The 23,535-nt window shown below is 65.2% G+C and carries 24 protein-coding genes and 1 riboswitch; of the genes, 11 read left to right on the top strand and 13 right to left on the bottom strand.

Features of this window, described 5'->3' with window-relative positions:
• Positions 1-377 precede the first annotated feature (377 nt).
• The gene (locus V6657_RS21270) at positions 378-1,517 is read left to right on the top strand and encodes a hypothetical protein (RefSeq protein WP_048933763.1); all 1,140 of its coding nucleotides are present in this window, start codon (positions 378-380) and stop codon (positions 1,515-1,517) included.
• On the opposite strand, the gene V6657_RS21265 is transcribed toward V6657_RS21270, so the two are convergent.
• Complete coding sequence (locus V6657_RS21265) at positions 1,514-2,488, bottom strand: D-2-hydroxyacid dehydrogenase family protein (RefSeq protein ID WP_048933764.1); 975 nt, start codon at positions 2,486-2,488, stop codon at positions 1,514-1,516. The two genes, V6657_RS21270 and V6657_RS21265, sit on opposite strands and share 4 nt — an antisense overlap.
• Positions 2,489-2,757: 269 nt before the next feature.
• A riboswitch (cyclic di-GMP riboswitch) is annotated at positions 2,758-2,849 on the top strand.
• Positions 2,850-2,912: 63 nt separating this feature from the next.
• Between V6657_RS21265 and V6657_RS21260 the strand changes: the two genes are divergently transcribed.
• Entirely contained in the window at positions 2,913-3,755 is an 843-nt protein-coding gene (locus tag V6657_RS21260) for a spherulation-specific family 4 protein (RefSeq protein ID WP_048933765.1), read from the top strand.
• 223 nt (positions 3,756-3,978) lie between these two features.
• Positions 3,979-5,061 (top strand): ionic transporter y4hA, encoded by a 1,083-nt coding sequence (locus V6657_RS21255; RefSeq protein ID WP_048933766.1) that lies wholly within the window; start codon positions 3,979-3,981, stop codon positions 5,059-5,061.
• Between the two features lie 22 nt (positions 5,062-5,083).
• Here V6657_RS21255 and V6657_RS21250 read toward each other — a convergent pair whose 3' ends face one another.
• From V6657_RS21250 to V6657_RS21240, 3 genes are read right to left on the bottom strand one after another with little or no spacing between them, the layout of a single operon-like run.
• The gene (locus V6657_RS21250) at positions 5,084-6,397 is read right to left on the bottom strand and encodes a HAMP domain-containing sensor histidine kinase (RefSeq protein WP_048933767.1); all 1,314 of its coding nucleotides are present in this window, start codon (positions 6,395-6,397) and stop codon (positions 5,084-5,086) included.
• Positions 6,394-7,134 carry a response regulator gene (locus tag V6657_RS21245; RefSeq protein WP_048933768.1) on the bottom strand — a complete coding sequence of 247 codons (741 nt, stop codon included), beginning with the start codon at positions 7,132-7,134 and terminating at the stop codon, positions 6,394-6,396. Before V6657_RS21245 ends, V6657_RS21250 begins: the two co-directional genes overlap by 4 nt.
• Positions 7,131-7,304, bottom strand: a complete 174-nt coding sequence (locus V6657_RS21240) for a hypothetical protein (RefSeq protein ID WP_160315287.1) — start codon at positions 7,302-7,304, stop codon at positions 7,131-7,133. Before V6657_RS21240 ends, V6657_RS21245 begins: the two co-directional genes overlap by 4 nt.
• Positions 7,305-7,521: 217 nt before the next feature.
• On the opposite strand from V6657_RS21240, the gene V6657_RS21235 reads away from it, so the two are divergent.
• Positions 7,522-8,235 (top strand): cytochrome c biogenesis CcdA family protein, encoded by a 714-nt coding sequence (locus tag V6657_RS21235; protein ID WP_021193034.1) that lies wholly within the window; start codon positions 7,522-7,524, stop codon positions 8,233-8,235.
• Between the two features lie 142 nt (positions 8,236-8,377).
• Positions 8,378-8,842, top strand: a complete 465-nt coding sequence (locus V6657_RS21230; protein WP_048933770.1) for a RidA family protein — start codon at positions 8,378-8,380, stop codon at positions 8,840-8,842.
• A 19-nt stretch (positions 8,843-8,861) separates the two neighbouring features.
• Here V6657_RS21230 and V6657_RS21225 read toward each other — a convergent pair whose 3' ends face one another.
• Positions 8,862-9,773 carry a LysR family transcriptional regulator gene (locus V6657_RS21225; RefSeq protein ID WP_048933771.1) on the bottom strand — a complete coding sequence of 304 codons (912 nt, stop codon included), beginning with the start codon at positions 9,771-9,773 and terminating at the stop codon, positions 8,862-8,864.
• Between the two features lie 196 nt (positions 9,774-9,969).
• Between V6657_RS21225 and V6657_RS21220 the strand changes: the two genes are divergently transcribed.
• Positions 9,970-10,680, top strand: a complete 711-nt coding sequence (locus V6657_RS21220) for an SDR family oxidoreductase (RefSeq protein WP_048933772.1) — start codon at positions 9,970-9,972, stop codon at positions 10,678-10,680.
• 18 nt (positions 10,681-10,698) lie between these two features.
• Here V6657_RS21220 and V6657_RS21215 read toward each other — a convergent pair whose 3' ends face one another.
• Positions 10,699-12,078: an FAD-containing oxidoreductase gene (locus V6657_RS21215; protein WP_048933773.1), complete on the bottom strand. Its 1,380-nt coding sequence runs from the start codon at positions 12,076-12,078 to the stop codon at positions 10,699-10,701.
• Between the two features lie 175 nt (positions 12,079-12,253).
• On the bottom strand, positions 12,254-12,682 hold the full coding sequence (locus V6657_RS21210; protein ID WP_048933774.1) for a hypothetical protein: 429 nt from the start codon (positions 12,680-12,682) through the stop codon (positions 12,254-12,256).
• A 204-nt stretch (positions 12,683-12,886) separates the two neighbouring features.
• On the opposite strand from V6657_RS21210, the gene V6657_RS21205 reads away from it, so the two are divergent.
• Positions 12,887-13,396 (top strand): DUF1697 domain-containing protein, encoded by a 510-nt coding sequence (locus V6657_RS21205; RefSeq protein WP_048933775.1) that lies wholly within the window; start codon positions 12,887-12,889, stop codon positions 13,394-13,396.
• Here the strand turns inward: V6657_RS21205 and V6657_RS21200 are convergent, their stop codons facing one another.
• Positions 13,397-14,515: a DJ-1/PfpI family protein gene (locus tag V6657_RS21200; protein ID WP_248694623.1), complete on the bottom strand. Its 1,119-nt coding sequence runs from the start codon at positions 14,513-14,515 to the stop codon at positions 13,397-13,399.
• 169 nt (positions 14,516-14,684) lie between these two features.
• Here V6657_RS21200 and V6657_RS21195 point away from each other — a divergent pair, with 169 nt between their 5' ends.
• Positions 14,685-15,716: a helix-turn-helix domain-containing protein gene (locus tag V6657_RS21195; protein WP_248694622.1), complete on the top strand. Its 1,032-nt coding sequence runs from the start codon at positions 14,685-14,687 to the stop codon at positions 15,714-15,716.
• A gap of 12 nt (positions 15,717-15,728) precedes the next feature.
• On the opposite strand, the gene V6657_RS21190 is transcribed toward V6657_RS21195, so the two are convergent.
• Positions 15,729-16,580, bottom strand: coding sequence for a cytochrome c (locus V6657_RS21190; protein WP_048933776.1), 852 nt, complete (start codon positions 16,578-16,580; stop codon positions 15,729-15,731).
• Between the two features lie 83 nt (positions 16,581-16,663).
• The gene (locus tag V6657_RS21185; protein WP_048933777.1) at positions 16,664-18,001 is read right to left on the bottom strand and encodes a PLP-dependent aminotransferase family protein; all 1,338 of its coding nucleotides are present in this window, start codon (positions 17,999-18,001) and stop codon (positions 16,664-16,666) included.
• Positions 18,002-18,115: 114 nt separating this feature from the next.
• Here V6657_RS21185 and V6657_RS21180 point away from each other — a divergent pair, with 114 nt between their 5' ends.
• Positions 18,116-18,718, top strand: a complete 603-nt coding sequence (locus tag V6657_RS21180) for a DJ-1/PfpI family protein (RefSeq protein ID WP_048933778.1) — start codon at positions 18,116-18,118, stop codon at positions 18,716-18,718.
• A 25-nt stretch (positions 18,719-18,743) separates the two neighbouring features.
• Positions 18,744-19,202, top strand: coding sequence for a lysozyme inhibitor LprI family protein (locus tag V6657_RS21175; RefSeq protein ID WP_048933779.1), 459 nt, complete (start codon positions 18,744-18,746; stop codon positions 19,200-19,202).
• Here the strand turns inward: V6657_RS21175 and V6657_RS21170 are convergent.
• Both V6657_RS21170 and V6657_RS21165 read right to left on the bottom strand, forming a co-directional pair.
• The gene (locus V6657_RS21170) at positions 19,186-19,992 is read right to left on the bottom strand and encodes a 5'-methylthioadenosine/adenosylhomocysteine nucleosidase (RefSeq protein WP_048933780.1); all 807 of its coding nucleotides are present in this window, start codon (positions 19,990-19,992) and stop codon (positions 19,186-19,188) included. The two genes, V6657_RS21175 and V6657_RS21170, sit on opposite strands and share 17 nt — an antisense overlap.
• Before the next feature lie 86 nt (positions 19,993-20,078).
• Positions 20,079-20,765, bottom strand: a complete 687-nt coding sequence (locus V6657_RS21165; RefSeq protein ID WP_048933781.1) for a DJ-1/PfpI family protein — start codon at positions 20,763-20,765, stop codon at positions 20,079-20,081.
• A gap of 144 nt (positions 20,766-20,909) precedes the next feature.
• Here V6657_RS21165 and V6657_RS21160 point away from each other — a divergent pair, with 144 nt between their 5' ends.
• Positions 20,910-21,845, top strand: coding sequence for a GlxA family transcriptional regulator (locus tag V6657_RS21160; protein WP_048933782.1), 936 nt, complete (start codon positions 20,910-20,912; stop codon positions 21,843-21,845).
• A 92-nt stretch (positions 21,846-21,937) separates the two neighbouring features.
• Here V6657_RS21160 and V6657_RS21155 read toward each other — a convergent pair whose 3' ends face one another.
• Positions 21,938-23,458: a hypothetical protein gene (locus V6657_RS21155; protein ID WP_048933783.1), complete on the bottom strand. Its 1,521-nt coding sequence runs from the start codon at positions 23,456-23,458 to the stop codon at positions 21,938-21,940.
• Positions 23,459-23,535: the final 77 nt, after the last annotated feature.

Here is a 23,535-nt window from a genome sequence, read left to right as displayed (position 1 = left end):
GGGAGCACGCTCGCCGGCAATGCACTACCTGCGGCGCGCTTCTATCGTCACGCGGCAAACTGCGCTGCCGCGCCCTTCATCAAGCCTTCTGGGGTGTGAGGCCACCGTCGAATAGGTGCGCGCCCAGACTAGCATCCAGACCCGGCAGCAAAAATGAAACCCGTGCGCCGTCTATGGACATCGAGCGGACCGTGCACCTCTGCCAGAATGCGCGCAGGCGTCACGCAAACGAGTTCCAATTGGCTTTGCAGGCGGATGCCGGGAACACAGCCACAGGCAATTCGGGCAATCCCGCCCGCCATCTGGATACCCTCACGGCAGCAACATCACCCCGCTGGAACGCCGACTATTCGCCTTGTCCTCTTGACCTGCCCGCCATGAAGACACCACGCATCCGCACCATCCTGCTGACACTCGCCGCGACATGGCTGACCAGCGCCACTGCTGCCGTTGCCGCCTCCCTCACCTGGGGCGTTTGCGGGCACCCAAGTCCAAGCCAGGCGCTCTGGGCCGACTACGCAACGCAGTTCGCCACGCTGGAGCAGCGCGGCCTGAAGAGCTATCGCTTTGACGTGCCGCTCACCGGGGATGGCTCCGCCGCCGTGCAATTGCTACAAGCCCTGGTACCGCTGTCTCATGCGCACCACATCACACTGCATCCGATTCTGTACGTGCCGTTCACCTGGGGCGATGCAACCGACAGCGGCCGATACCCCAATTCGGACGCCGGGCTGGAAGCGCAGGGCTACGACCGTGTGGCACCCATCGTCCAACGCTTCGCAGCCGATATCCGCGACTGGGAATTGCAGAACGAACTGAGCCTGCGCCAGGGCTTCAAGAGCGGAGCCGGCTATGCCGCCAGCGACTACGCCACGCCGCTCGCGCACCAATGGGCAGCGGTGCTGCGCGGCATGTCACGCGCCGTGCATGACGTGGGCACCCGCACCGGACGGCCCCTGCGCACGGTGGTCGATACGGTCTACGCAGACTTCGGGCTGATTCCGTTTCTGGAAGCGCAAGGCGCGCGGGTCGACAAGCTGGCATACCACTATTACTACGGTGCGGGCACCAGCCCCTACCGGATCAGCGTGCCGGGCGGCACGGTCGATGTCTTTGCCGAGATGAAGACCATCGGCAAGCCCGTCATCATCAACGAGCTGAACGCTGCAGAAATCTACGCCCCGCTGAAGGGCCAACCGTATGACGACGCAAAGGCCCTCGTCAGCCTGAAAACACACATCGCCTATTTGCAGAACCAGACCGAAGCCAACATCGAGGGCGCCGAGTTCTACGAGCTGTATGACGAGCCCGGCAAGAACGCGGCCGAATCCAACTTCGGGCTCATGAAGACCCCGACACAAGCCAAGACGCAGATGTTGGTGGCAGCGGTGGCCACATGCGCCACGCTTTCACCCGGCGAACAGGCGACGCTGGTGTCGCAGGGGTTGTTTTCCGAGGCGGATCTGGCGGCAAACCAGGCCCGTTGCCAGGCAACCGGGGCAGCACGCATCCGCTAACGCGCGAGTGCCTGCGGATTGACCATGTTCACCGGTGCGCCGGCCTCGTACGCGAGGATCTGCCGGAAGATGTCGGTGAACTGCAAGTCCCACTCCTCATAGGTGACATAGCCGATGTGGGGTGTGCACACGACGTTGGGCATCGTCAGCAGCGGATGCGTGGTGTCGGTCAGTGGCTCCTGCTCGAAGACGTCGAGCGCCGCCATGCCGGGGTGTCCCGCTTGCAGTGCGGGCACCAGGGCGTTGGGCTCGATCAAGCCGGCACGGCTGGTATTGACCAGCAGAGACCCGCGCTTCATGGCTGCCAGATCCGCGGCGGTCACGATACTGCGGGTGGCATCCACCAGCCGCATGTGCAGCGAGACAACATCACAGGTCGAGAAGAACTCCGCCTTCGAGGCAGCCGTCTCGTAGCCATCCTGACGCGCCCGCTCCAAGGATTCCGGGCGCGCCCAGACCAACACGCGCATCCCAAAGGCGCGCGCATAGCCCGCCACCTCCCTGCCAATACGCCCATAGCCAAAGATGCCGAACGTCTTGCCGCGCAGGGTATGACCAACGCCACATTGCCAGCGCCCCTGCCGCATCGACTCCACCTGCTGCGGCAACTGCCGCATGGCGGCCAGCACCAGCGCCCAGGTCAGTTCAGCCGCCGCATACGACGGCGTGCCGGCATGCAGGTCGGAGCAGACGAGCACGCCGTGCTCGGTACAGGCGTTGATGTCGATATGCGGATAGACGCTGCGCTGGCTGATGAGGCAGAGCTTGGGCAAACGCGCAATCAACTCACGGCGGATGGTTGTGCGCTCGCGAATCAGGACCAGGGCGTCGGTGTCGGCCAACCGTTGTGCAAGCTCATCGGTGTCCTCCACATGATCCGTCCAGACAGTCACCTCGTGACCGTCGAGCAGGGCATAGCAAGGCAGGCGGCGGAGGGTATCGAACCAGTCGTCGAGGATGGTGATGTGCATGGCGGGCGCGGGAGACGTGGCAAAAGCGGGCAACGGAGAACATTCGCAGGAATCTTGCGCCGCGCCTCCCCCCAATGTGAAATGAATTCGAGGCGCCGTTTGATGCACGAAATCTATGAATCCACGAACGGCGTCAATGCTCTGTTTCGTGTAAGCGCGCGCTGCGTCGGTTTCCGACAACGCTCTGGGGCAATCCCAGCGCATTTGCGCAATCTGTGTTTGCCGGCGGCACGGCGCCCCGGTAGAGTTTTCGGCGAATGGGCGAGCGCCCAGAACTTTGGCAAAACCGGAGTGATCCGGCGACGCAAAGCTATAGGGACTTCCAGACGGCGAACCGCCAGGAAGTCAGCCAGTTGCCCGCCAACCCGCAATGCTGGCGGGCCAATTGACGGACGCAGATTTCTGCGCCGTTAGGAGGCACACAATGAAAAAGACAGTCACGGGGGGGCTCACGCCCGCATTCGCCACACGCGCCGTAGCACGTTCGGTGGCACATTCAGCGCGGATCATCGGATCAGCCGTTGCCTTTGCGGCATGCGCACTGGCAGGTGCGTCGCACGCCAGGGCAGAGGGCCTGCTGGTACCGGCCTACATCTACCCATCCGGCAGCGGCGCAACACAGTGGAACACGCTCGCCACCACGGCGCAGTCGGTACCGACCACCGTCATTCTCAACCCCGACAGCGGCCCGGGCACCACGCAAGACCCGAACTACGTCGCCGCAGTGGCCAAGGTGCACGCCGCGGGCGGCAAGGTGATCGGCTACGTGTCGACTTCGTACGCAAACCGGGCGTTGTCAGCCGTGGTGCAGGACATCCACACCTACCTGGCGCTGTACCAGGTCGACGGCTTCTTCATTGACGAGATGACCGCCGACAGCGTGACCGCACACGTGCAGTTCTACCAATCGGTCTACAACTACATCAAGGGCCTGTCACCCGCGTACACGGTCATTGGCAACCCGGGCACCAACGTGCCGGAAATTTACGCGAGCCTGCCGGTGGCGGACCAAATCGTCACGTTTGAAGACAGCGCGCGCAACTACACCAAGTACGCGCCGCTGGCCTGGCAGGCCAACTACCCGGCCAGCCGCTTCGCGCATATCGTGTACGCCGCATCGGCCACGCAAATGCAGACCTTCATGCGCGGGGCGTCTGCCAAGGACGCGGGCAGTGTGTATTTCACGTCCAAGACGCTGCCGAACCCATATGGCGCACTGCCAAGCTATTGGAGCCAGGAAGTCTCGGCTGCGGCCGCTGCAAAGTGATCCTGGCAGGTTGACACGCTCGGCAGTCCTGCTGGGCGTGCCCAGGCTGACCACCCTCCGGCGCGCGCCCTGACGGCTAGCGCGCGGGAGACGGCCGTGCCGTGCCGTCACATACGGTGACAGGCGATGACCGGTCGGCAGCGGCGCATGCTATATATTTGGGCCACCCGAATCCGCGCCCTTCGCCGCCCACCGGCGTTGAGACAACAACAAGGAACCCTCCATGGCCGTCACTTCCAACAAGCTGCCCCATTGGACCATCGCCGCCCCGCTACTCGCGTGGGTGGTGCTGGTGGCCGGCACGCTCATGACACCTCCCGGCTGGTTGATCGCGCTGATGGCACTGGCGCTGGCCGGTGCCGTCTTTGCCGCCGTGCACCATGCCGAGGTGGTTGCGCACAAGGTGGGCGAACCGTTCGGCACCCTGGTGCTGGCCATTGCCGTGACCGTGATCGAGGTGGCGCTGATCGTGTCGGTCATGTTGTCATCCGGGCCCGAGAAAGCCGGGTTGGCGCGCGATACGGTATTCGCGGCGGTCATGATCATCTGTAACGGCATCGTCGGCCTGTGCCTGTTCGTAGGCGGCCTGCGGCACCGCGAGCAAGCATTCCAGGCGCCGGGCGCCAACGCCGCGCTGGCGGTGCTGGCCGCGCTGGTCACGTTGACCATGGTGCTGCCCAATTACACGAGCTCCACACCCGGCCCGGTCCTGACCTCTTCGCAGCTCGGCTTTGCCGGTGTGACATCGCTGGTGCTGTACGGCTGCTTCGTGATCGTGCAGACCATCCGCCACCGCGATTACTTCCTGGTCGACAGCTCGGACGAAGACGTGCACGCCCCACCCCCGCCGGCCCGCGTGGCCGTAGCCAGCGCCGTACTGCTGATGGTGTCCCTGGTGGCGGTGGTGGGCTTGGCCAAGGTGCTGTCCCCCTTCGTGGAAGCGGCCATTCTGAACGCGGGCGCGCCGGCGGCAACGGTGGGGATCGTCATTGCCGCGCTGGTGCTGCTGCCCGAGGGGCTGGCTGCCGCACGCGCCGCCAACGCCGACCGCATCCAGACCAGCCTGAACCTCGCGCTGGGCTCGGCACTGGCGAGTATCGGATTGACCATCCCCACGGTAGCCGCCGTGTTCATCTGGATCGGCCGGCCGCTGGAACTGGGGCTTGGGCCGAAAGAGATGGTCCTGCTGTTCCTGACCCTGATCGTGTCAGCGCTCACGCTGGGCAAGGGCCGCACGACGATCCTGCAGGGCGTGGTTCACCTCGCGATCTTTGCGGCCTACCTGTTCCTCTCGATCGTGCCCTGACGGCGGCACGATCATCACTCACTCACGCAGGCAACGTCAGCGTTGCCTGCAGCCCGCCCCCTTGACGATTGGCCAGCGCCAGGCGTCCACCCATGGCCTGCGCCAACTGCTGCGCAATCGCCAAGCCCAGACCCGTACCGCCCGTCCCCCGGTTGCGTGACGTCTCCAGCCGGTAGAACGGCTGCATCACCCGCTCCAGTTCCGCCTCGGGAATGCCGGGACCCCGGTCCAGCACGGCAATGGCGAGGTTGCCGGACTCGCGCGACACCATCACTTCCGCATCACCGCCAAACTTGATGGCGTTATCGATCAGGTTGGTCAGGATGCGCCGCAGCGCCTGCGGCCGGGTTTCAACAGGCACGCCAACCTTGCCTTCCACCGCGATGGGCGTGCCGCCGTCCCGGTAGTCGTAGCTCAGGCTGTCGAGCAGCGCGTCGATGTCCACACGGGCGGGGGCTTCCGCACTGCCGTGCAGCGTGCGGGCGTAGGTCACACCTTCACGTACGAGGTGCTCCATTGCGCGCAGATCCTGCACCAGCCGCTCCTGCGTTTCTGAAGGGTCCATCAGATCCAGCCGCAGACGCATGCGGGTGATGGGCGTCTGCAGGTCATGCGAGATCGCCGCCAGGATCTGCACACGCTCGGCCAGATAGCCAGCAATGCGCTGCTGCATGGCGTTGAAGGCCGCCGCTGCGTGCGCCACCTCCACGGGGCCGTGTTCCGGAATCACCTCGCTCTTGAGATCGGGGCCGAGGCTTTCTGCCGCGGTGGCCAACTGCTTGAGCGGGCGGGTGACCAGGCGCACGGCCAGCCACGCGCACCCGCCCAGCAACACGAGCTGCACACCCAGCAGCACCGGCAGCCAGGTCGACAACCCCATGGGGTTCGGATGCACGTCGATGGTGAGTGGGCTGCCATCGCTGAGCGTCAGGTGCACCTGGTACTGATTGCCGCCGCCGGGCACTGCGTTGGCGGTGACGTTGTACCGCCCCTCTAGCGCGCGACCGATGGTGGCCGCCGCTTCGCGGGACAGGGCATCGCGCGGCGGCGTGTCGCTGCGGATGCCGGCGTCGAGTTCGTAGCGATAGGTACGCCGGCTCAAGCGGTCTGCCCAAAGCGCGCGCTTGGCTGCGGGCAGCATGTCAAGCATGGCGACGGAACTGGCGACGTCGGTTTCCAGATTGCCGAGCATCAGCCGGTCTGCCGCATCAGCGCGCTCGTGCAGCACAAGGCTGAAGGCCAGCCCCTGCGCCAGCGCCAGCCCCACCAGCAGGATGACCATCAGGCGCGCAAACAACGTGCGAGGCCATAGACGCAGGGTACGCAAAGCCGTCATGCGCGCTCCTCGCGAATCTCCACCGTCGAAGCGAACACGTATCCGCCATTGCGCACGGTCTTGATGTACTTGGGCTCGCGCGCGTCGTCGCCCAGGCGTTGTCGCAGGCGGCTCACCATCAGGTCGATGGAGCGCTCGAACAGCTCGGCGTCACGGCCTTGCGTGAGGTTGAGCAGTTGGTCACGGTTGAGCACGCGCTGCGGGTGGTCGAGAAATACGCGCAGCAGCTTGTATTCCGCACCGCTCAGGGCAACGACCACGTCCTGGGCATTCAGCAGGTGCCGCGCCGTAGTGTCGAGCCGCCAGTCGCCAAAGGCCAGCAGCGTAGCCGCCTCGGTGATCTGCAGGTTGGGCGGCAACATGCGCGTGCGGCGCAGCACGGAACGCACGCGGGCCAGCAGTTCACGCGCGGCAAACGGCTTCACGAGGTAGTCGTCGGCGCCCATCTCCAGGCCGAGAATGCGGTCGGCCTCTTCATTGCGGGCGGTCAGCATGAGAATCGGCAGGTTTTTGCGCGGGCCGGCACGCAGGTCGCGGCACAGGGCCAGGCCGTCTTCACCGGGCAGCATGAGGTCGAGCACGATGAGGTCGACCGAGCCCTTGTCGAGCGCGGCGCGCATCTCGCGCCCATTGGCGGCCAGCGTCACGCGCATTTCGTTGCGCTCCAGGTAGGTGCCCACCAGCTCGCGGATCTCGCGGTCGTCATCAACGATGAGGATGTGATCGGGCTGGCTCATGGTTTGCGCTCGATGGGGGTGGAAAGTGGCGTAGGAAGGGGGGTGGCCTGCCGGCGCCGGTCAGACGTACTGGCCGGTCCGGGCGCCACCCAGCGGCACACGCCCGCACCGCCCAGCTCGCAGGTCAACGCAGCGAACGTCATGGCGGCAAGCAGCAGCAGATCCTTCATGGCAGGCATCCTTTCAGCAGTCGCACCGTAACACCGACGGCAAGCGATGGATGCATTGTGCGGCGGCTGGGGGGCCATGTGGGGGCCTTTTGTATCGCCCTGTATCTGGCAGGCTCTTGAACAAGAAACATTGCACTTGCGCAGGCCTGCAGAAACAGCCGCGATACGTGCGGGGCCTTCAATGCAGTCATCGGATCAACCAACCAGGAGACACCCGATGATTGACCTCATTCTTGCCGCACTGGCCGGCGTATTGACGATTGCATCACCGTGCGTGCTGCCGGTGCTGCCCATGGTGCTGAGTGCGTCCAGCGACGAGTCCAGCGCGCTGCGCCCCGTGGCGATTGCATTGGGCTTCGTGCTCGCGTTTTCTGCGCTGGGCGTGGCATTTGGCGCGCTCTCCAGCTCGCTGGCATGGGCGCAGGACGCCGTGCGCACCGTGGCGATCGTGATCCTGCTGCTGTCGGGGCTGGCCCGCCTGTGGCCCAGTGCGTTCGAGCGGCTTGTGGCACCGCTGGGCGGCATCATCGATCGCTTTGCGGGGGTGGCCGCAGGTATCACATCTGGCACAGGCACGGGCCTGGCGGGCGGGTTCGTGCTGGGCATGACGCTGGGCGTGGTCTGGACACCGTGTGCCGGCCCCACGCTGGCCGCCATTCTGGCGCTGGTGGCCAAGGCACAGGACCTGGGCCGCGCCGGGGTGCTGCTGGCGCTGTTCTCTGCGGGCGCCGCCATTCCATTGCTCGTCATCGCCTATGGCGGCCGCTATGTCACCGCGCAGGTCCGCAAGGTGTCGCGGTATGCGCAGCGCCTGCAGCAAGTGTTTGGGGCTGCTGTCGTTGTTACCGCCGTGGCGATGCTTTTCCAGGTCGACACGCTGGTGGTGGCACGGTTGAGTACGGTGCTTCCGTCGATTCACCTGGGGGTGTGAAGCATGCGTCGCGCCTAAAGCGGCCGCCGGGGGATTTGTTCCTTGATGTATTGAGTCCTGTTCCGGCCCGTACCTTCATCCGGGCGGCGGCCGCGCCTAGAGTCGGTTCCATCCTCACAACCGCTTGAAACCCGGAGCCGCCATGACCATCGAAAAACGCCTTGCCGCACGCGGCCTCGTGCTGCCTCCTCCCCCGCGGCCACTGGGCAGCTATACCGCTGTCAGTCAGGCGGGCGATCTACTGTTCGTGTCAGGGCAGTTGCCGCTGGCCAACGGCAAGGTGGTCTGGCAAGGCCAGGTCGGCAAGGACCTGACCCTGGATGAAGGCCAGCGTGCCGCAGAACTTGCCGCGCTCAACGTGCTCGCGCAGATCCACGCGCATCTGGGTGGCTTCGAGCGGCTGGACCACATTGTCCGTGTCGAGGGACATGTCACCAGCGCACCCGGCTGGCTGCAGCAGCCTGCGGTGGTGGATGGCGCGTCGGACTTCTTCGCGGATGTGCTGGCCGAGAAGGCCGGGCATGCGCGCATGGTGATCTCGCACTTCCAGCAGCCGGCCAATGCTGCCGTCATCCTGCTGGTGATCGCACAGATCAAACCCGCCTGATTGCCCTGTCCCCGCACTCTCAGGGGGAGCACTTCTCCACCAGGAAGTCGACGAACACCCGCACCCGGCGCGTCACGTGCCGGGCCGACGGGTAGAGCAGGACGAACGGCCGCGTGCTGCCGCCGTAGTCCTGCAGCACCTCCACCAGCGTGCCGTCGCGCAAATCCTGCTCGACCACGAAGCGGTACGTCTGAAACAAGCCTGCCCCAGCGCGCGCCAGCGTGGCGCCGCCGAGCGCGTCTTCTGACGTGCCGTAGGTACCCGACGTCAGCAGATCCGTCTCTTCGCCGTTCACCTGGAACACCCACGGCAACTTGCGGCCGCTGCTGGGTACGTCGAACTGGATGCACTCGTGCTGCTGCAGGTCTTCCAGCTTGCGTGGCGTGCCGGCGCGGCGTAGATAGCCGGGCGCGGCCACCACCACCATCTCGGCATCTTCCAGCTTGCGGGCGATGAGGTTGGAGTCATCCGGCGCGCGCCCGCGCACGGACAAGTCATACGTGTCGTCCGCAAAATCGACATTGTGGTTGCTGATGTGCACGTCGACTTCGACATCCGGGTATTGCGCCCGGAACGCGGGCAGGATGGGCAGCACGCGATAGTGCGCATAGGGCGTCGGCAGACTGATGCGCAGCAAGCCCGAGGGCGCTGCGCGCTGGCCGCTGATCTGCCGTTCCGCTTCCACCAATTGCGCCAATGCGCGGCGGCTCTGCTCGAAGTAGATCCGGCCCTCTTCAGTCAGCCGGATCTGCCGCGTGGTGCGCACGAACAGGCGCACGCCCAATCGCTCCTCCAACCGGAACACGGTGCGGCTGACCGCCGGCGGTGTCACGCCTGCAGCGACTGCGGCGGCCGTAAAACTGCCAAGCTCTGCCGCCAGGCAGAACAGCTCGATGCTGCCGAGCTGGAGATCATCGAACTGTCGCGTCATGGCGCCTATCGCATCAATGCAAAGGCCCCATCATAGTGCGGGATGTGATGCATCGCATTTGTTCCCGCCGCGCATAAGTGTTTGTGCGCGATGGGCATTCTTCAGCACAAGCGTGCGGCCTACATTGGACCTCAATCGATCCCGTCGGATCGACCGGCTTCTCGGCCATCCAATCCACTGAATATGAGGTCTCGAAATGAGCGCAACGCAAAAAGTCGCCGTCATCACCGGCGCATCGCAAGGCATCGGCGCAGAACTGGTCAAGTCGTACCGCGAACGCGGCTACCGCGTGGTGGCAACGGCGCGCAGCATCAAGCCGGTGGACGACGCCGGCATCCTGGCCGTTGCCGGGGACATTGCCGACCCGGCAACGGCGCGCTGCGTGATTGCCGAGGGTGTGGCGAAGTTCGGCCGCATCGACACGCTCGTCAACAACGCTGGCATCTTCATGGCCAAGCCCTTCACCAGCTATACGGCGGAAGACTACGCAGCCAACATTGGCGTGAACCTGACCGGCTTCTTCCACATCACGCAGCTCGCCATTGCCGAGATGGAGAAGAACGGCGGTGGCCACGTGATCAGCATCACGACCACCCTGACGGACCACGCCATCAGCGGTGTGCCGTCGGTACTTGCCTCGCTCACCAAGGGCGGTTTGAACGCGGCGACGAAGTCGCTGGCGGTTGAATATGCGAAGCGCGGTATCCGCGTGAATGCGGTGTCGCCCGGCGTCATCAAGTCGCCAATGCATGCACCGGAAACGCACGACTTTCTTGGCGCGCTGCATCCGGTTGGCCACATGGGCGAGATGCGCGATATCGCGCAGGCTGTGCAGTTTCTGGAGTCCGCCCCCTTTGTGACAGGCGAGATCCTGCACGTGGATGGCGGTCAGAGCGCGGGGCATTGAGCCCGCCAGCGGCCGGTGCTACACCACCGGCTGCATCTCCTGCAGCAGCGTCGGCACCAGTTCCGACACGGTCGGGTGGATGTGCATGGCACGGCTGATGGTGGTGTACGGCGCCTTGGCGTACATCACGTCGAGCAATGCATGCACGACCTCGTCGCCGGTCACACCCAGGATCGCCGCGCCAAGAATCTCGTGGCTCTGCGCATCAACCACCACCCGCATGAAGCCTTGGCTCTCACCCTTCTCCACCGCACGCCCGACGCGCGTCATGGGGCGGTTGCCGACCAGCAGCTTGCGGCCCGATTGCTTGGCCTCGGTCAGCGTCATGCCAACGCGGCCGAGCGGTGGGTCGATGTACATGGCGTACGCCTGGATGCGGTCCGACACCCTGCGCGGATCGTCATCCAGCAAGTTGGCCGCGACGATCTCGTAGTCGTTGTAGGACGTATGCGTGAACGCGCCTCGCCCATTGCAATCGCCCAGGGCCCAGACGCCGGAGACGTTGGTGCGCAGTTGCTCATCGACGCGGATATACCCGCGCGCATCAGTCTCAATGCCGGCCTTGTCCAGGCCGAGATCATCGGTATTGGGTACACGCCCCACTGCCAGCAGCAGATGCGAGCCCGACACTTCACGCGCGCCGCCCGAGCAATCCAGCCCGACCACCATGTTGCCTGCTTCGCCACGCACGCTCAGGCAGTTGGCGGCCACCTGCACGTCGATGCCCTCGGCTTCCAGAATCTCGCGCACCGCCTGCGACACGTCTTCATCTTCACGGGCGATCAGGCGCGGGCCTTTCTCCACGATCGTCACGCGCGCGCCGAAGCGCCGATACATCTGGCCGAACTCCAGCCCCACGTAGCTGCCACCGATCACGATCAGGTGCTCGGGCAGGAAGTCCACGTCCATCATGGTGGCGTTGGTCAGGTAGGGCACCTGATCCAACCCCGGCATCGGGGGAACCAGCGCGCGCCCGCCAACGTTGATGAAGATGCGCTCGGCCTCCAGCAGATCGTTGCCGACACGCACGGTTTGCACGCTCTCAAAGCGAGCATGCCCCTGGAAGACAGTGCAGTGCTCAAGGCCGCGGACCCACTGCTCCACGCCGTGGCTGGAGCGCCCGGAAACCTCATCCTTGCGGGCCTTCACGCGTGCCATATCGACATTGACCGGCCCATCGATCATCACGCCGTACTCGGCAGCCCGCTGCGCCAGACGCGCGGCGTATGCGCTGGCGACCAGTGTCTTGGTGGGAATGCACCCGGTGTTGACACACGTGCCACCAAACCGCCCGCGCTCGATGATGGCAACCTGCATGCCCGCGCCGGACAACCGCGCGGCCAGCGCCGGGCCAGCTTGCCCGGTACCGATGATGATGGCGTCGAAGCGTTGCGTCATGGCGATCTCCTGCGTGGCGGCATCGATTGCCACGGTATGGTAGACCGCGCAGGCGTCAACAGCGACCCGGCGTCAGAGATATGACTTGGGAATGAGTGCCATCAGCCAGAACGGCTGATTGAAGGCAGGAAATCTGGATACCCGGGAATGCAAGCACCCCCGGGTGGACATCACATCAATGGTGATGGTGATGCTTGCCGTGGCGGCGGTGGCCACGATCGTCGTAGTCGGAGTACGAGTTGCGCTGCACGTTGCCGCCCAGCGCAGCACCCGCACCACCACCCAGGCCCGCGCCAACGATGCCGCCCGTGCGACCGCCCATGGAGTTACCCGCAGCAGCGCCCACGCCACCGCCCAGGGCGCCACCAACAATCGCACCCTTGCGCTCGCGGCCGTTGGCCGTCAAAGCGCCGCCGGCACCGCCGCCAATCGCACCGCCAATCACCGAACCCGTCTGGCCGCCGATCGCGCCGCCCACGGCTGCGCCACCTGCGCCGCCCAGTGCGCCACCAAGTGCGTTGCGCAAATCATCGGCCGCTGCCGGCAAAGCCGTCAGCCCGGCGAGTGCGGCAACAATCAACGTCGGGGCAATCTTCTTCCACATGCTGGGTTCTCCTTGTTTGCACATGCTCAAATGCAGGATGCGCCACACCCCCGTTGGCGGGCCGCTCCTGAGTCAATCGATTCGCGGCGCAGAATACCGGGCGGGCGGCGTGGCGGGTTATACATTCCCGTCACACGAGTAACAAAATGTACGCGAGCCCTCGCGTCGCTAAGTTGACCGACAGAACCAGGAGAGACCTCCCCCATGACGACTTATGTCGCCTTCCTGCGGGCCGTGAATGTTGGCGGCACCGGCAAGCTGCCCATGGCTGAACTGCGCGCCATGTGCGAATCGATCGGCCTGACCAACGTGCGCACCTACATTGCAAGCGGCAATGTGGTCTTTCGGAGCCGTCTATCGGAAGCGTCGGTCAAGGCCAAGCTGGAGCGCTGCCTGGAGGATTACGCCGGCAAGCCCGTGGGTGTGCTCGTGCGCACGGGTGCGGAATTGGCGGCGGTGCTGGAGGGCAATCCGTTCAAGACCCAGGCATCCAATCGGACGGTCGCCATCTTTCTGGATGTGCCGCCGCCCGCCGATACGTTGGCAACCCTGAGCGGCCGGCAGGAGGAGGAAGTCGCCCTGGGCGCACGTGAGATCTACGTGCACTACGGCGACGGCATGGCGCATTCCAAGTTGAAGATTCCTGCTGCCAAGACGGGGACGGCGCGCAATATGAACACGGTTGCCACGCTGGTTGCGTGGGCGGCGACGTGATCAATGTGCAGTCCGGTGCATCGGATACTCCATCTGCAGGGCAACAAACGCTGCGGTGTCATCACCATGACGCTGGGCGATGTCGTCAAGTGCCATGTCCAGCGCAACCACCGCGCGTGGCGGTTGCGGCGTGCTGGATAGCGGCGGTATCGCCTGTGCTGCCGCCCCCACCCGGTCGGGAAGAAACACCAAGCCGCTGCCCATGCGCACACCGCCCGAGGCATCTGCCGTTGCCAACACGCGCGTGAAATAGGTACGGGCATGTGCATCGGCCACCAGCGCCAGGGCAACATCATCACCACCGGGTTGCAAGGCAGCACCCAGTGTTTCGCGCCGCCACAGCGACAGCATGTTGCTGGCCGCCGTGTACAGATGCCGAGGGCTCAGCCTGAAGCCCGTGCTCGCGTGTTCGGCTGACCAGCCCGGCGCGCCGATGGCATCCGCCACCGCGCGGGCCCGCTCCGCCCCGCCAATCGTCTGGATCAACGCCAGTGTGACGGGCACTGAGGCGGTCACCCCCGTCGTCGTCACCACACGGCCATCGGCCACGTAACGGCGGCCGGACACCCATTGCGTCTGCGGAAACTGCTTCGCAAGCGCATCCCGCGCATACCAATGGGAAGTCGCGCGGCGGCCCGCAAGCAGGCCGGCACGCGCGAGCACCCATGCACCGTCACATACGCCGATCACCGTCGCGCCCTTGGCCCACTGCTGGCGCACCCAGGCCAGCAAACGCGGATCGTCATCCTCATGCACGGCCGGCACCACCACGTAGTCCGCGCCATCGGGAAAACGCGCGTCGAATGCGTCGATGGTGGAATCGGGTTCCAACCGAAACGCGGGAAACATCTGCATCGGCCCCGGCTGTGTGCCGAGGGCGATCACATCCGCCACATCAGCACGCTTGAGCACGCCGTAGGGAACCACGAAATCGGTCAACTCCGTATTGGCGTTATGCCCGACCACAGCCACGAGCGGCCGTGCGCGCAACGGGTGCGTATGGTTGGCGGGAATCTCAGACTGCATGGCAGATGCGTCTGCATGCTGCACGGCAGCGGGCACACCACCGGGGTCCTGATGCACCTGCACCGCAAAGCAGCCGGCCAGGCCGACAGCCATCACACACACACTCCAACCGACTAGCAGAGCGCGCCGCACGGTCAACGCCCCTCCCGGGCAAGCAGGCAGTTGAACGTTGAAAAGAATGCGAGGTTCATGGTCAGGCGTGTATGCAGTCTTGGGAAGTTCAGCGTAGCTTGACGCCCCCATTGGCAGCAATGACAATGATTTGTCGATTTCTGCCAAGATTGCCCTGCCCATGTCACGCGCTTCCACTGCCAAGCGGTCTGATGCAAACCGTCGCCCGACAGACCCGCGCGTAGTCGCGCTGGTCGCCTACCCCGCAGTGCAGATGCTGGACGTGGCCGGCCCCGCCGATGTGTTTGCCATGGCGAATGCCTTCAACGTGGAGCCGGCCTACCGCGTCGTGCCGGTCTCATCGCAGGGTGGGCTGGTGCGAGCGTCGAATGGCATTGCCATCGATACGGAATCGATCGCCTCGCTGGCATCGACCGCCATCGACACGCTGATCGTTGCCGGCGGCGAGCGCGAAGGCTTGCTGGCGACGGGCGCCGATGCATCGCTGGCGCAGTGGGCCCGCGAGGTGTGTGCCTCGGCGCGGCGGTTCGGGTCGGTCTGCACCGGCGCGTTCGTGCTGGCGCACTGGGGCCTGCTCGATGCGCACCGCGCCACCACACACTGGGCATCGGCACAGTTGCTTGCGCAGGTCTTTACGAACGTTGCGGTCGAGCCCGACGCGCTCTACGTGCAGGATGGCAAGGCGTGGACGTCGGGCGGTGTGACGGCAGGCATCGACATGTGCCTGTCGATGGTCGAGCAGGATCTCGGCCGCTGGGTGGCGGCGCGGGTGGCCAAGCAGTTGATTCTGGCCGTGCGGCGGATGGGCAACCAGTCGCAGTACTCGCTGGCGCTGGAAACCCAGTCCGGGCAGTACGCCGCACTGGTCGACTGGCTGCGCACGCGCCTGCGCGAACCGATCGACGTGGAGCAGATGGCCGCGGCGGCTGGTGAGGCGCCCCGCACCTTCCACCGCCGCTTCACCAAGGAAACCGGCATGACGCCGCGCGCCTTTCTGGAAACGTTGCGACTGCAAGCCGCCCGCGCACATCTGGAGGCGGGTGACTCCGTCAAGCGCGCAGCCCGCGATGCCGGCTTCGGTTCGGAGGCGCATCTGGCGAAGGCGTTCCGGCGCCGGTTTGACCTCACGCCGTCGCAATACCAGGCGCAGTTCGGGCACTAATGCCAACGCGCATCAATGCGCGGCAACTGCCTCGCGATGCGCCATGTGGTGGAAGTACGCCAGCAGGTCATTGAGCTGCGCCTCGGACAGCGTCTTCTCATCAATGGACGACATGCGCGCATTCGGCCACCAGCGTAGCGACTGCGGATCACGAATGAGGTGACGCAGCTTCTCGTCTCCCAGGTACTCGACCGGGCTGTACGGCACGTTCAGATCGGGGCCCAACTGGGCATCGCCCGCGCGGTTGAGCGTGTGACAGGAGAAACAGACGCGCTGGAAGGTGGCGAAGCCACGCATGACAGGGCCATCGGCAGGCAACCCGGCTGCGGGGCGAATGGCCGCGAAGCGCTCTTGCGGCTGCGCAGCCACATCAATGCGCACGATGTTGTACGTCCACAGGCTTTCGTTCACCACAGAAGCCTTGGCCGGCGGCGCCGTCCAGATCAGGCGGAACGGCCCGATATCCTGGCCCTTGAGTGTCGGCCACGGGGTGTCCGGGTCTTCCACGGCGAGCCAGGCACGCGGCCCGTCGGGGCGGTCGGCCAGCAGCAGGCGCATCGGCAGATGCGATACGTAGCCATCGCTGGCGACAGTAGTGGCGCTGGCGTCTGGGCTGGTCGGCTGGCCCTTGAAGAATTCCGTCACGGGGACCGCCTTGAAGGTCAGGCGGCGCTTCAGGTTTTCGTCTTCCACGGTGACGTCGGTCAGGTGCGGGTTATGCAGCAGTGCTTCGCGCGTCCACATGCGCGGCTGCGCGCCAACGGCAACCGTCAACGTAGCAAACTCGGCCGCGTACGCCGTACCGCTCAGCGTTGCGCAGGCGCAGATTGCCCATCCTGCCAGTGTCACAAGCCAGTGCTTCATGTGTTCTCCCATCGGTAAAGCATTCGGATGTCGTTGTTGAGGGGTGAGTGTATTCAAGCTGACAGACATGAGGTTGACCACTTTCATCGGTCAATCTGTTCCTCAATGCGCTGCCTGACGACTTGCAGCACGGCCTGCAACCGCTCAAGCGCCACAGAACCCAGCGCCAGGCGCAAGGCGTGCGGCACCTGCTTCGATGTCGCAAAGGGTTCTGCCGTGGAGACGGAAATGCCGTCTGCCTGCAACACCGCTGCCACGTGGTCCGCCCGCACCTCCGGCGGCAGGACAAGCCAGACAAAATACGACGCCGGATGGCTGATGAGCGTCAGCCCGGCCAGGGCCTTGCGGGCGATGGCCTGACGTTCAGCCGCATCGCGCCGCTTCTCAGCCTCCAGGCGGTTCACGGTGCCGTCGTCCAGCCACGCGCACGCCAGGGCCGTGACGACCGCGGGCGTGTTCCAGGTGGTGGCGCGAATGGCGCGTTCGAGCTTGTGCACCCAGGCCGCCGGTGCCGCAACAAAACCAAAGCGCAGGCCCGTGGCCACGCTCTTGGACAGCCCCGATACGTAGACGGTCGCCTCCGGCGCAAGCGCAGCCAATGGCGTGGGCGCATCCTCTGCAAGGAAGGCGTAGGCGGCATCCTCAATTGCCAGCAGCCCGTGTCGACGCACGATGGCGGCCAGCCGGCGCCGCCAGGCAATGCCGCTGACCCAGCCGAGCGGATTGTGCAGCGTGGGCATGACATAGACGGCGCGAACACGGCGGCGCGTGCACACGCGCTCCAACGCATCCAGATCCATGCCCTGCCCCGCTGCGGGAACCGGCGCCAGCTCCAGATGCAGCATCTCGGCCAGCACCTTGAAGCCGGGGTAGGTCAACGCATCCACGGCCACCACATCGCCCGGTTTCAGCAGCGCCATGACCGTCACGGCCAGCCCATGCTGCGCACCATCGACGATCAGCACGTTGTCCGGCTCAGGCGTCAGGCCCTTGCGTGCAAGGTGCCGCGCAACACAAGCGCGCTCGTGCGGCCGGCCGCCGTGCGGGGCGTAGCGCAACAGCGCTTCAAGATCGCCCTGGGCCGCCAGTTGCCGCAACGCGCGGCTCAACAGTTGAGCCTGCCCCGGCAGCGACGGGTAGTTGAAGTTCAGATCCACCACCCCTGCCGCCACGGCCTGCTGATCGACCCCCAGGCCACGCGGCAGCACGGCTTCGCGCACAAAGGTGCCGCGGCCCACCTCGCCGCTCACCAGCCCCATCGCTTCGAGTTCGGCATACACACGCGTGGCCGTCACCAGTGCAATGCCGTGGTGTTCTGCCAGCCGACGGTGCGTAGGCAGGCGCGTGCCGGGCGGCAGATCACCAGAACGGATCTGCGCAGCCAGTGCATCGACCAATGGCTGATAGCGGGCTTGCGTCATTGCTGGGAGTACCGGATGTACTAAGGACAATTTTTTGATTGTATTGCCATCGCACCCTAGCATGCCCGACATACCCCACCCTATCGGGCGCCGGCCCGCACATTCAGGACTGCCATGCACATCGCCATCCTCACCTTTGACGGATTCAACGAGCTGGACTCACTCATCGCCCTGGGCGTGCTCAACCGCATCAAGAAGCCTGACTGGCGCGTGACGCTGTGCTGCCCGCAGGCGCAGGTCACGTCGATGAACGGTGTGACGGTCCATGCGCAGTCGCTGCTGGAAGACGCGCGCACGGCAGATGCCGTCCTGGTCGGCAGCGGCGTGCGCACGCGTGAGGTCGTCGCCGATGCGGGGTTGATGGCGCGCCTGGCGCTCGACCCTGCGCGTCAGCTGATTGGCGCACAGTGCTCCGGCACGTTGGTCCTTGCCAAGCTGGGGCTGGTGGGCAACGTGCCGGCATGCACGGACTTGACGACCAAACCCTGGGTGCAGGAGGCGGGGGTAGAAGTGTTGAACCAGCCGTTCTATGCAAACGGCAATGTGGCGACGGCTGGCGGGTGTTTTGCTTCACCGTACCTGGCGGCGTGGGTCATTGCGCGCACCGAAGGTCTGGAAGCCGCCACTGCAGCGCTGCACTACGTGGCGCCCGTGGGTGAGAAAGAGGCCTATGTGGCAAACGCTTTGAAGAATTTGCAGCCCTACCTGCCGGGCTGACTTCAGGCATATCAGGAGTGACACCTTGAACACGCGAGCGACACTGAAGGCACTTGCCGTCTCCCTCACCCTGCTCACCTGCGGTGCAGGGGCGCTCGCGGCCGAGACCCTGGGCCAGGGCATCAAACGCCGCGCGCCCCAGGGCATCACCACCAAGCTCTATGCCTGCGTCGACAAGGCCGATGCCAGCGGCGGCGCTACCGCCATCGCGGCATGCCTAACTGCGGAAAAGACGGCGCAGGACAACCGGCTGGACAGCACGTACAAGGCGCTGCTGGGCAAGCTCAATGGCGTGGCAAAAGACGCGCTGGTGAACTCAGAACAGGCCTGGCAAGACTTTCACGAGAAGACCGGCGCCTTTGAAACCACGGTCTACGGCAAGGAGGCCGCGGACGATCTGCAGCGGCTTGAGAACACGGTCTTCCGCCTGAGTGAACGCGCCAACGCGCTCGAGAAGTATCTGGCGATCACCAAGGCGCAGTAGCCAGCCATCGGCGCAGAATCGCCACGCTGTAGCGCGAATCCACCTCCGCAATGAACTGTGCAAAGTCCACGCTGGCCGCGTCGTCTGCGCGGTCAGAGATCGTGCGGATGGCGGCAAACGGCACGCCCCACTCGTGGCAGATCTGCGCGACTGCGGCGCCTTCCATTTCAACGGCCAGCGCGTCGGGCAAGGCTGCCCGCAACGCAGCGCTTTCGGCCGAGGTGGAAACGAAGCGGTCTCCGCTGATGATGAGACCGGCGTATGCCTGCGGCGCGGCAATGCCGAACGCCTCCATGACCGGCTGCCCCAGCAACCCAAGCGGATCGGCCAGCACGGCACGGGCGCTGTCGAGCAGCCCTTGGGCCAGCGCAGCATCGGCCTGAAAGCGCGCCACGCCCGTCAGCGGAATCTCCCAGCGCGGGAACAGCGGCGAGGCATCCACGTCGTGCTGCAGCAGTTCGGACGACACCACCACATCGCCCACCGCCACCCCGGGTGCCAGCGCACCGGCCACGCCGGCAAACACCACGGCCCGCACACCAAACTGCGCAACCAGCATGGTTGCCGTGGAGGCCGCCGCCACCTTGCCAACGCGCGACAGCACCACCACCACGGCCTGGCCATCCAGCTCGCCCGTCCAGAAATCCCGGCTGCCGACATGTACGGCGCGTGCGCCAGACAGCAGCGTCAGCAGCTCGTTGATCTCTTCATGCAGCGCGGCCACGATGCCAATGGGACCACTGGGGCCACCGGGGCCGTTGGCGTTCAGGTTGGGGGACGGTGTATTCATGTGCGGTGCGGCGCGCCGATTCGGACGGCAATAACATCGGGAAAGGACGCCATTGTCGCCGCAATCGGCGCGCACGCCTCACACATTCACAGCAGTTGGGCTGCCTTCTGCACCGCTGCATGGCGATCCGCGCGCAGGGTATTCAGGCGCGTCTTCACAGCTGTGAGAACTTGCGGCGCGGCCAGCTCGGGGCGTCCACACTCGAACGGCGGCGCCGGTGCGTACTCGATGCCGAGTTGCACTGACTGCGCATACTCGGCGCCGGCAATGTCGGCCATGACAGTGAGCGCCATGTCGATGCCCGCCGTCACGCCGCCGCCGGTGATGAGGTTGCCGTCACGCACTACGCGGCTCTCGTCCACAGTGGCACCGAAGGGCGGCAGCAGATCACGCCACGCCCAATGGCAGCCTGCACGCTTGCCTTGCAACAAACCGGCGGCACCCAGCACGAGCGAGCCGCTACACACCGAGGTGACATAGCGCGCGCCATCCGCCAGCCGGCGCACTTCACGCACGAAGTCGGCGTCGGCCATGGCTTCGATCACGCCAAAGCCACCGGGTACGCAGATGAGATCGGCACGCTCAATGTCAGCCAGACGCTGCACATTCGTGATGGTGAGCCCGCCATCTGCGCGGATCTCTCCGCCACGCGCCGATGCCATCACGCACTGCGCGCCGGGCAGGCGCCAGAACACCTCGTCCGGGCCGGTGAAATCCAGCTGGGTAACGCGATCGAACAGAGCAAACACAACGATGAAGGGGGAAGCACTCATGGCACGAATCTCCTGTTGGGTGAGTTAACGCTTGGGTTGACGGCTCACAGCATCGCGCTCTATCGTGTTGGCAGCAATGTCATGCTTCCCACATTTCCTGCCATCCGCACCCACCTGCTACACACCTGATACCCACCCGCCGCCATGCCCCATCGCATTGCCGTTCTTGTGTTTCCTGACTTCCAGGTGCTCGACGCCGCCGGGCCGGTGGCCGCATTCGAGGTGGCCAGCCGCTACCGGGATGACCACTACGCCCTGCGGGTCGTGGCCGCACAGCCCGGCCTGGTGCGCAGTTCGGCGGGCGCGCTTTGGGCGGCCGAGGCGCTGCCGCCCGCAAGCCAGGTCGACACTCTGCTCGTGGCCGGCGGCGATGGCGTGGACGCCGCCATGCTGGATGCACGCACGCGCCGTTTCGTGCAGCGCTGCGCGGCACGTGGCGCACGCGTGGCCAGCGTGTGCTCAGGCAGCCTGCTGCTGGCCTCCACGGGCTTGCTGGACGGCCGGCGTGCCACCACGCACTGGTGCCGCAGCGAGCAGTTCGCGCGCGACTTCCCGCAGGTGCAGCTGGAGGCCGACCACATCTACGTGAACGACGGCCGCTTCTGGACCAGCGCGGGCATCAGCGCCGGTATCGACCTCGCACTCGCGGTCATTGCTGACGACCTGGGCGAGCGCGTGGCACGCGCGGTGGCACGGCAGCTTGTCGTCTACTACCGGCGCCCCGGTGGGCAATCGCAGTTCTCGGCGCTCAACGAAATGGACTCCGCCCGCGGCCGCTTCAAACCGCTGCTGGATCACGTGCGCCGCAACCTGGGCGCACCCCACCGCGTGGGCGACCTGGCCGAACACGCCTGCATGAGCCCGCGCCACTTCGCACGTGCCTTCCAGGCCGAGACGGGCCTTACCCCAGCCAAGGCTGTCGAGAAGCTGCGCGTGGAGGCCGCCCGCGCCGCGCTGGAAAGCGGCGCCACGTCCATGCAGCGCGTGGCGAACGAATGCGGATTTGGCGATACGGAACGGATGCGCCGCAGCTTTCAGCGCTTGCTGGGCATGCCGCCGTCGGTGTTGCGGGCGCGGTAGCACCATCTGAGGCGAGAAGCTCACCAACGACAGGGAAAGCGAAAAGCGCGTCGACCACGTTCACACGGCAGACGCGCCATTGCATGGTGGCGCTAGGCCTTCGCTGCGCCGAGCAAGTTGACGCGATCGCACCAAGTCTGCTGTTCGTTGAGCCCGACGTTGGCCATCAAGCTGAATCGGCGCTCGGCCAGGTGTTGCGCGCGGTACGCTTCATCCATCACCTTGAGCTGAAGTGCATTGCCTTCCAACTTGGCTTCGGCGCCCTGCCAGAGGCCTTGCCAACGGTCTGCGCCTTGCCCTGCCACCACAAACGCCCGGCCGTTCCGGTCCGCCGCGATCAACTCCACCAGGACACCGCTCGGGTCGTGGCGATGCCATGAGAAAACACCGTCGCCCGACGCGTGAAACCCGGCAGCTTCCAACACCTGCCGGACAGACTCGGCCGCCTTCGTCGATGCGGCCTCCACGGCTGCCTGTTCCGCAGCGCGCCGCTTTTGCGCGGCTGCCTCGTGCTGCGCCTTTTCCGCGCGCTGCATCGCGTGGATCGTGGCCCACGCCTTCTTGTTGATGGCTTGCCCAACCGACACGATGAGGTTCGCCTCGTTCTTCGGAACGGCAGTCATGGTGTAGCTGTAGCAAACGTCGTTGAGATTGGCCTCGATCGTGACAGTGCAGTAGCCCGAGGGCGCCCACGTTGCCGGGCCGGATTGGACCTGGGTGGTGATGGTCTTGCCCGGTATGTCGACGTTGATCATTTGCCCGTTATTCGTCCATCCGGTCGCGGTTGAGCCGGGAACATATGTTGTCTGGGTGGAGGTGGGCGTGTAGAGCGTCTCCTCTTCCTTTGACCGGATCAGAAGATTCAGGCATGGGTCGCCAAAGCAGGAATTGGCATCGCCCATATATGCGCTCCACAGCTCGTGCACCAGCGGCAGACCTTGCGCGGCAAACGGCAGCTTGACCGGCTGGGCATGCTCGTTCTGAAGCTTGGCACGCTCTTCATCCAGGTAGGCGTCCTTCCACACACCCTGCTCGCTTGACGGTAGCGAGAGCAATTTCACGCCGCTTGCAAGCGGCCCTCGCCTGCCCTGCTTGAACACGATGTCGAACGTATCGCTGCCTGGCGTATACGACAACTCAAGAAACGACGACGCGTAGTGCGTTTCATCCACCTTGCCGGTGAGATCCTGCCAGCGGCGTCCGAAGTCCATTTTGCGCAGGATGAAGACCAGTAGAGGCGCCACCCAGAACGCCTGAATACCGGCAAGCGCCGTGGCCTGATAGAACACCAGTGCGCTCACAGCCAGTTGAAAGCACAGGACCGCGGCGGAGAACGGATGCGTCGCGCGGCGGCGCATCTGCAACATGGCGATCGTCACCACGCTCATGCTCAGGGCCAGCAACCAGCCAAGCCCGTTCCCACTGGACGCCGAGCCAAACAGCGCCCACTCTCGCAGCAAGCCGCCGGCATCCCTCAAGCCGATCGCCACCACCACATACACCTGTATCGCGGCAATCAAGAACCAAAGCCATCGCTTGGCAACGTTCTCTCTTGTCCCAATCAACCGCGCCACGGGCAACATCAATAGTGCAAGCAGGATGAAGGCAATCATGTGTGTGACTTGGTATTCGTAGCGTCGAGATGGTCTTCGAGCCGTATCAGACCGATACGGCTCGGGCAGTCATGCGA

The organism is Ralstonia sp. RRA (assembly GCF_037023145.1).
Lineage (GTDB): Bacteria > Pseudomonadota > Gammaproteobacteria > Burkholderiales > Burkholderiaceae > Ralstonia.
Note: the sequence above shows the minus strand (reverse complement) of the source record. Positions and strands in the feature narration are given on the sequence as shown.

What these genes read in the sequence shown, in the direction of transcription:
- V6657_RS21255 (WP_048933766.1), top strand. Translation starts at nt 3,979, where the DNA reads ATGGCCGTCACTTCCAACAAGCTGCCCCATTGGACCATCGCCGCCCCG.
- V6657_RS21185 (WP_048933777.1), bottom strand. Translation starts at nt 18,001, where the DNA reads ATGACGCAAGCCCGCTATCAGCCATTGGTCGATGCACTGGCTGCGCAG.
- V6657_RS21260 (WP_048933765.1), top strand. Translation starts at nt 2,913, where the DNA reads ATGAAAAAGACAGTCACGGGGGGGCTCACGCCCGCATTCGCCACACGC.
- V6657_RS21165 (WP_048933781.1), bottom strand. Translation starts at nt 20,765, where the DNA reads ATGAGTGCTTCCCCCTTCATCGTTGTGTTTGCTCTGTTCGATCGCGTT.
- V6657_RS21235 (WP_021193034.1), top strand. Translation starts at nt 7,522, where the DNA reads ATGATTGACCTCATTCTTGCCGCACTGGCCGGCGTATTGACGATTGCA.
- V6657_RS21215 (WP_048933773.1), bottom strand. Translation starts at nt 12,078, where the DNA reads ATGACGCAACGCTTCGACGCCATCATCATCGGTACCGGGCAAGCTGGC.
- V6657_RS21205 (WP_048933775.1), top strand. Translation starts at nt 12,887, where the DNA reads ATGACGACTTATGTCGCCTTCCTGCGGGCCGTGAATGTTGGCGGCACC.
- V6657_RS21155 (WP_048933783.1), bottom strand. Translation starts at nt 23,458, where the DNA reads ATGATTGCCTTCATCCTGCTTGCACTATTGATGTTGCCCGTGGCGCGG.
- V6657_RS21160 (WP_048933782.1), top strand. Translation starts at nt 20,910, where the DNA reads ATGCCCCATCGCATTGCCGTTCTTGTGTTTCCTGACTTCCAGGTGCTC.
- V6657_RS21245 (WP_048933768.1), bottom strand. Translation starts at nt 7,134, where the DNA reads ATGAGCCAGCCCGATCACATCCTCATCGTTGATGACGACCGCGAGATC.
- V6657_RS21225 (WP_048933771.1), bottom strand. Translation starts at nt 9,773, where the DNA reads ATGACGCGACAGTTCGATGATCTCCAGCTCGGCAGCATCGAGCTGTTC.
- V6657_RS21190 (WP_048933776.1), bottom strand. Translation starts at nt 16,580, where the DNA reads ATGAAGCACTGGCTTGTGACACTGGCAGGATGGGCAATCTGCGCCTGC.
- V6657_RS21250 (WP_048933767.1), bottom strand. Translation starts at nt 6,397, where the DNA reads ATGACGGCTTTGCGTACCCTGCGTCTATGGCCTCGCACGTTGTTTGCG.
- V6657_RS21220 (WP_048933772.1), top strand. Translation starts at nt 9,970, where the DNA reads ATGAGCGCAACGCAAAAAGTCGCCGTCATCACCGGCGCATCGCAAGGC.
- V6657_RS21210 (WP_048933774.1), bottom strand. Translation starts at nt 12,682, where the DNA reads ATGTGGAAGAAGATTGCCCCGACGTTGATTGTTGCCGCACTCGCCGGG.
- V6657_RS21240 (WP_160315287.1), bottom strand. Translation starts at nt 7,304, where the DNA reads ATGAAGGATCTGCTGCTGCTTGCCGCCATGACGTTCGCTGCGTTGACC.
- V6657_RS21180 (WP_048933778.1), top strand. Translation starts at nt 18,116, where the DNA reads ATGCACATCGCCATCCTCACCTTTGACGGATTCAACGAGCTGGACTCA.
- V6657_RS21170 (WP_048933780.1), bottom strand. Translation starts at nt 19,992, where the DNA reads ATGAATACACCGTCCCCCAACCTGAACGCCAACGGCCCCGGTGGCCCC.
- V6657_RS21265 (WP_048933764.1), bottom strand. Translation starts at nt 2,488, where the DNA reads ATGCACATCACCATCCTCGACGACTGGTTCGATACCCTCCGCCGCCTG.
- V6657_RS21230 (WP_048933770.1), top strand. Translation starts at nt 8,378, where the DNA reads ATGACCATCGAAAAACGCCTTGCCGCACGCGGCCTCGTGCTGCCTCCT.
- V6657_RS21270 (WP_048933763.1), top strand. Translation starts at nt 378, where the DNA reads ATGAAGACACCACGCATCCGCACCATCCTGCTGACACTCGCCGCGACA.
- V6657_RS21200 (WP_248694623.1), bottom strand. Translation starts at nt 14,515, where the DNA reads ATGGCTGTCGGCCTGGCCGGCTGCTTTGCGGTGCAGGTGCATCAGGAC.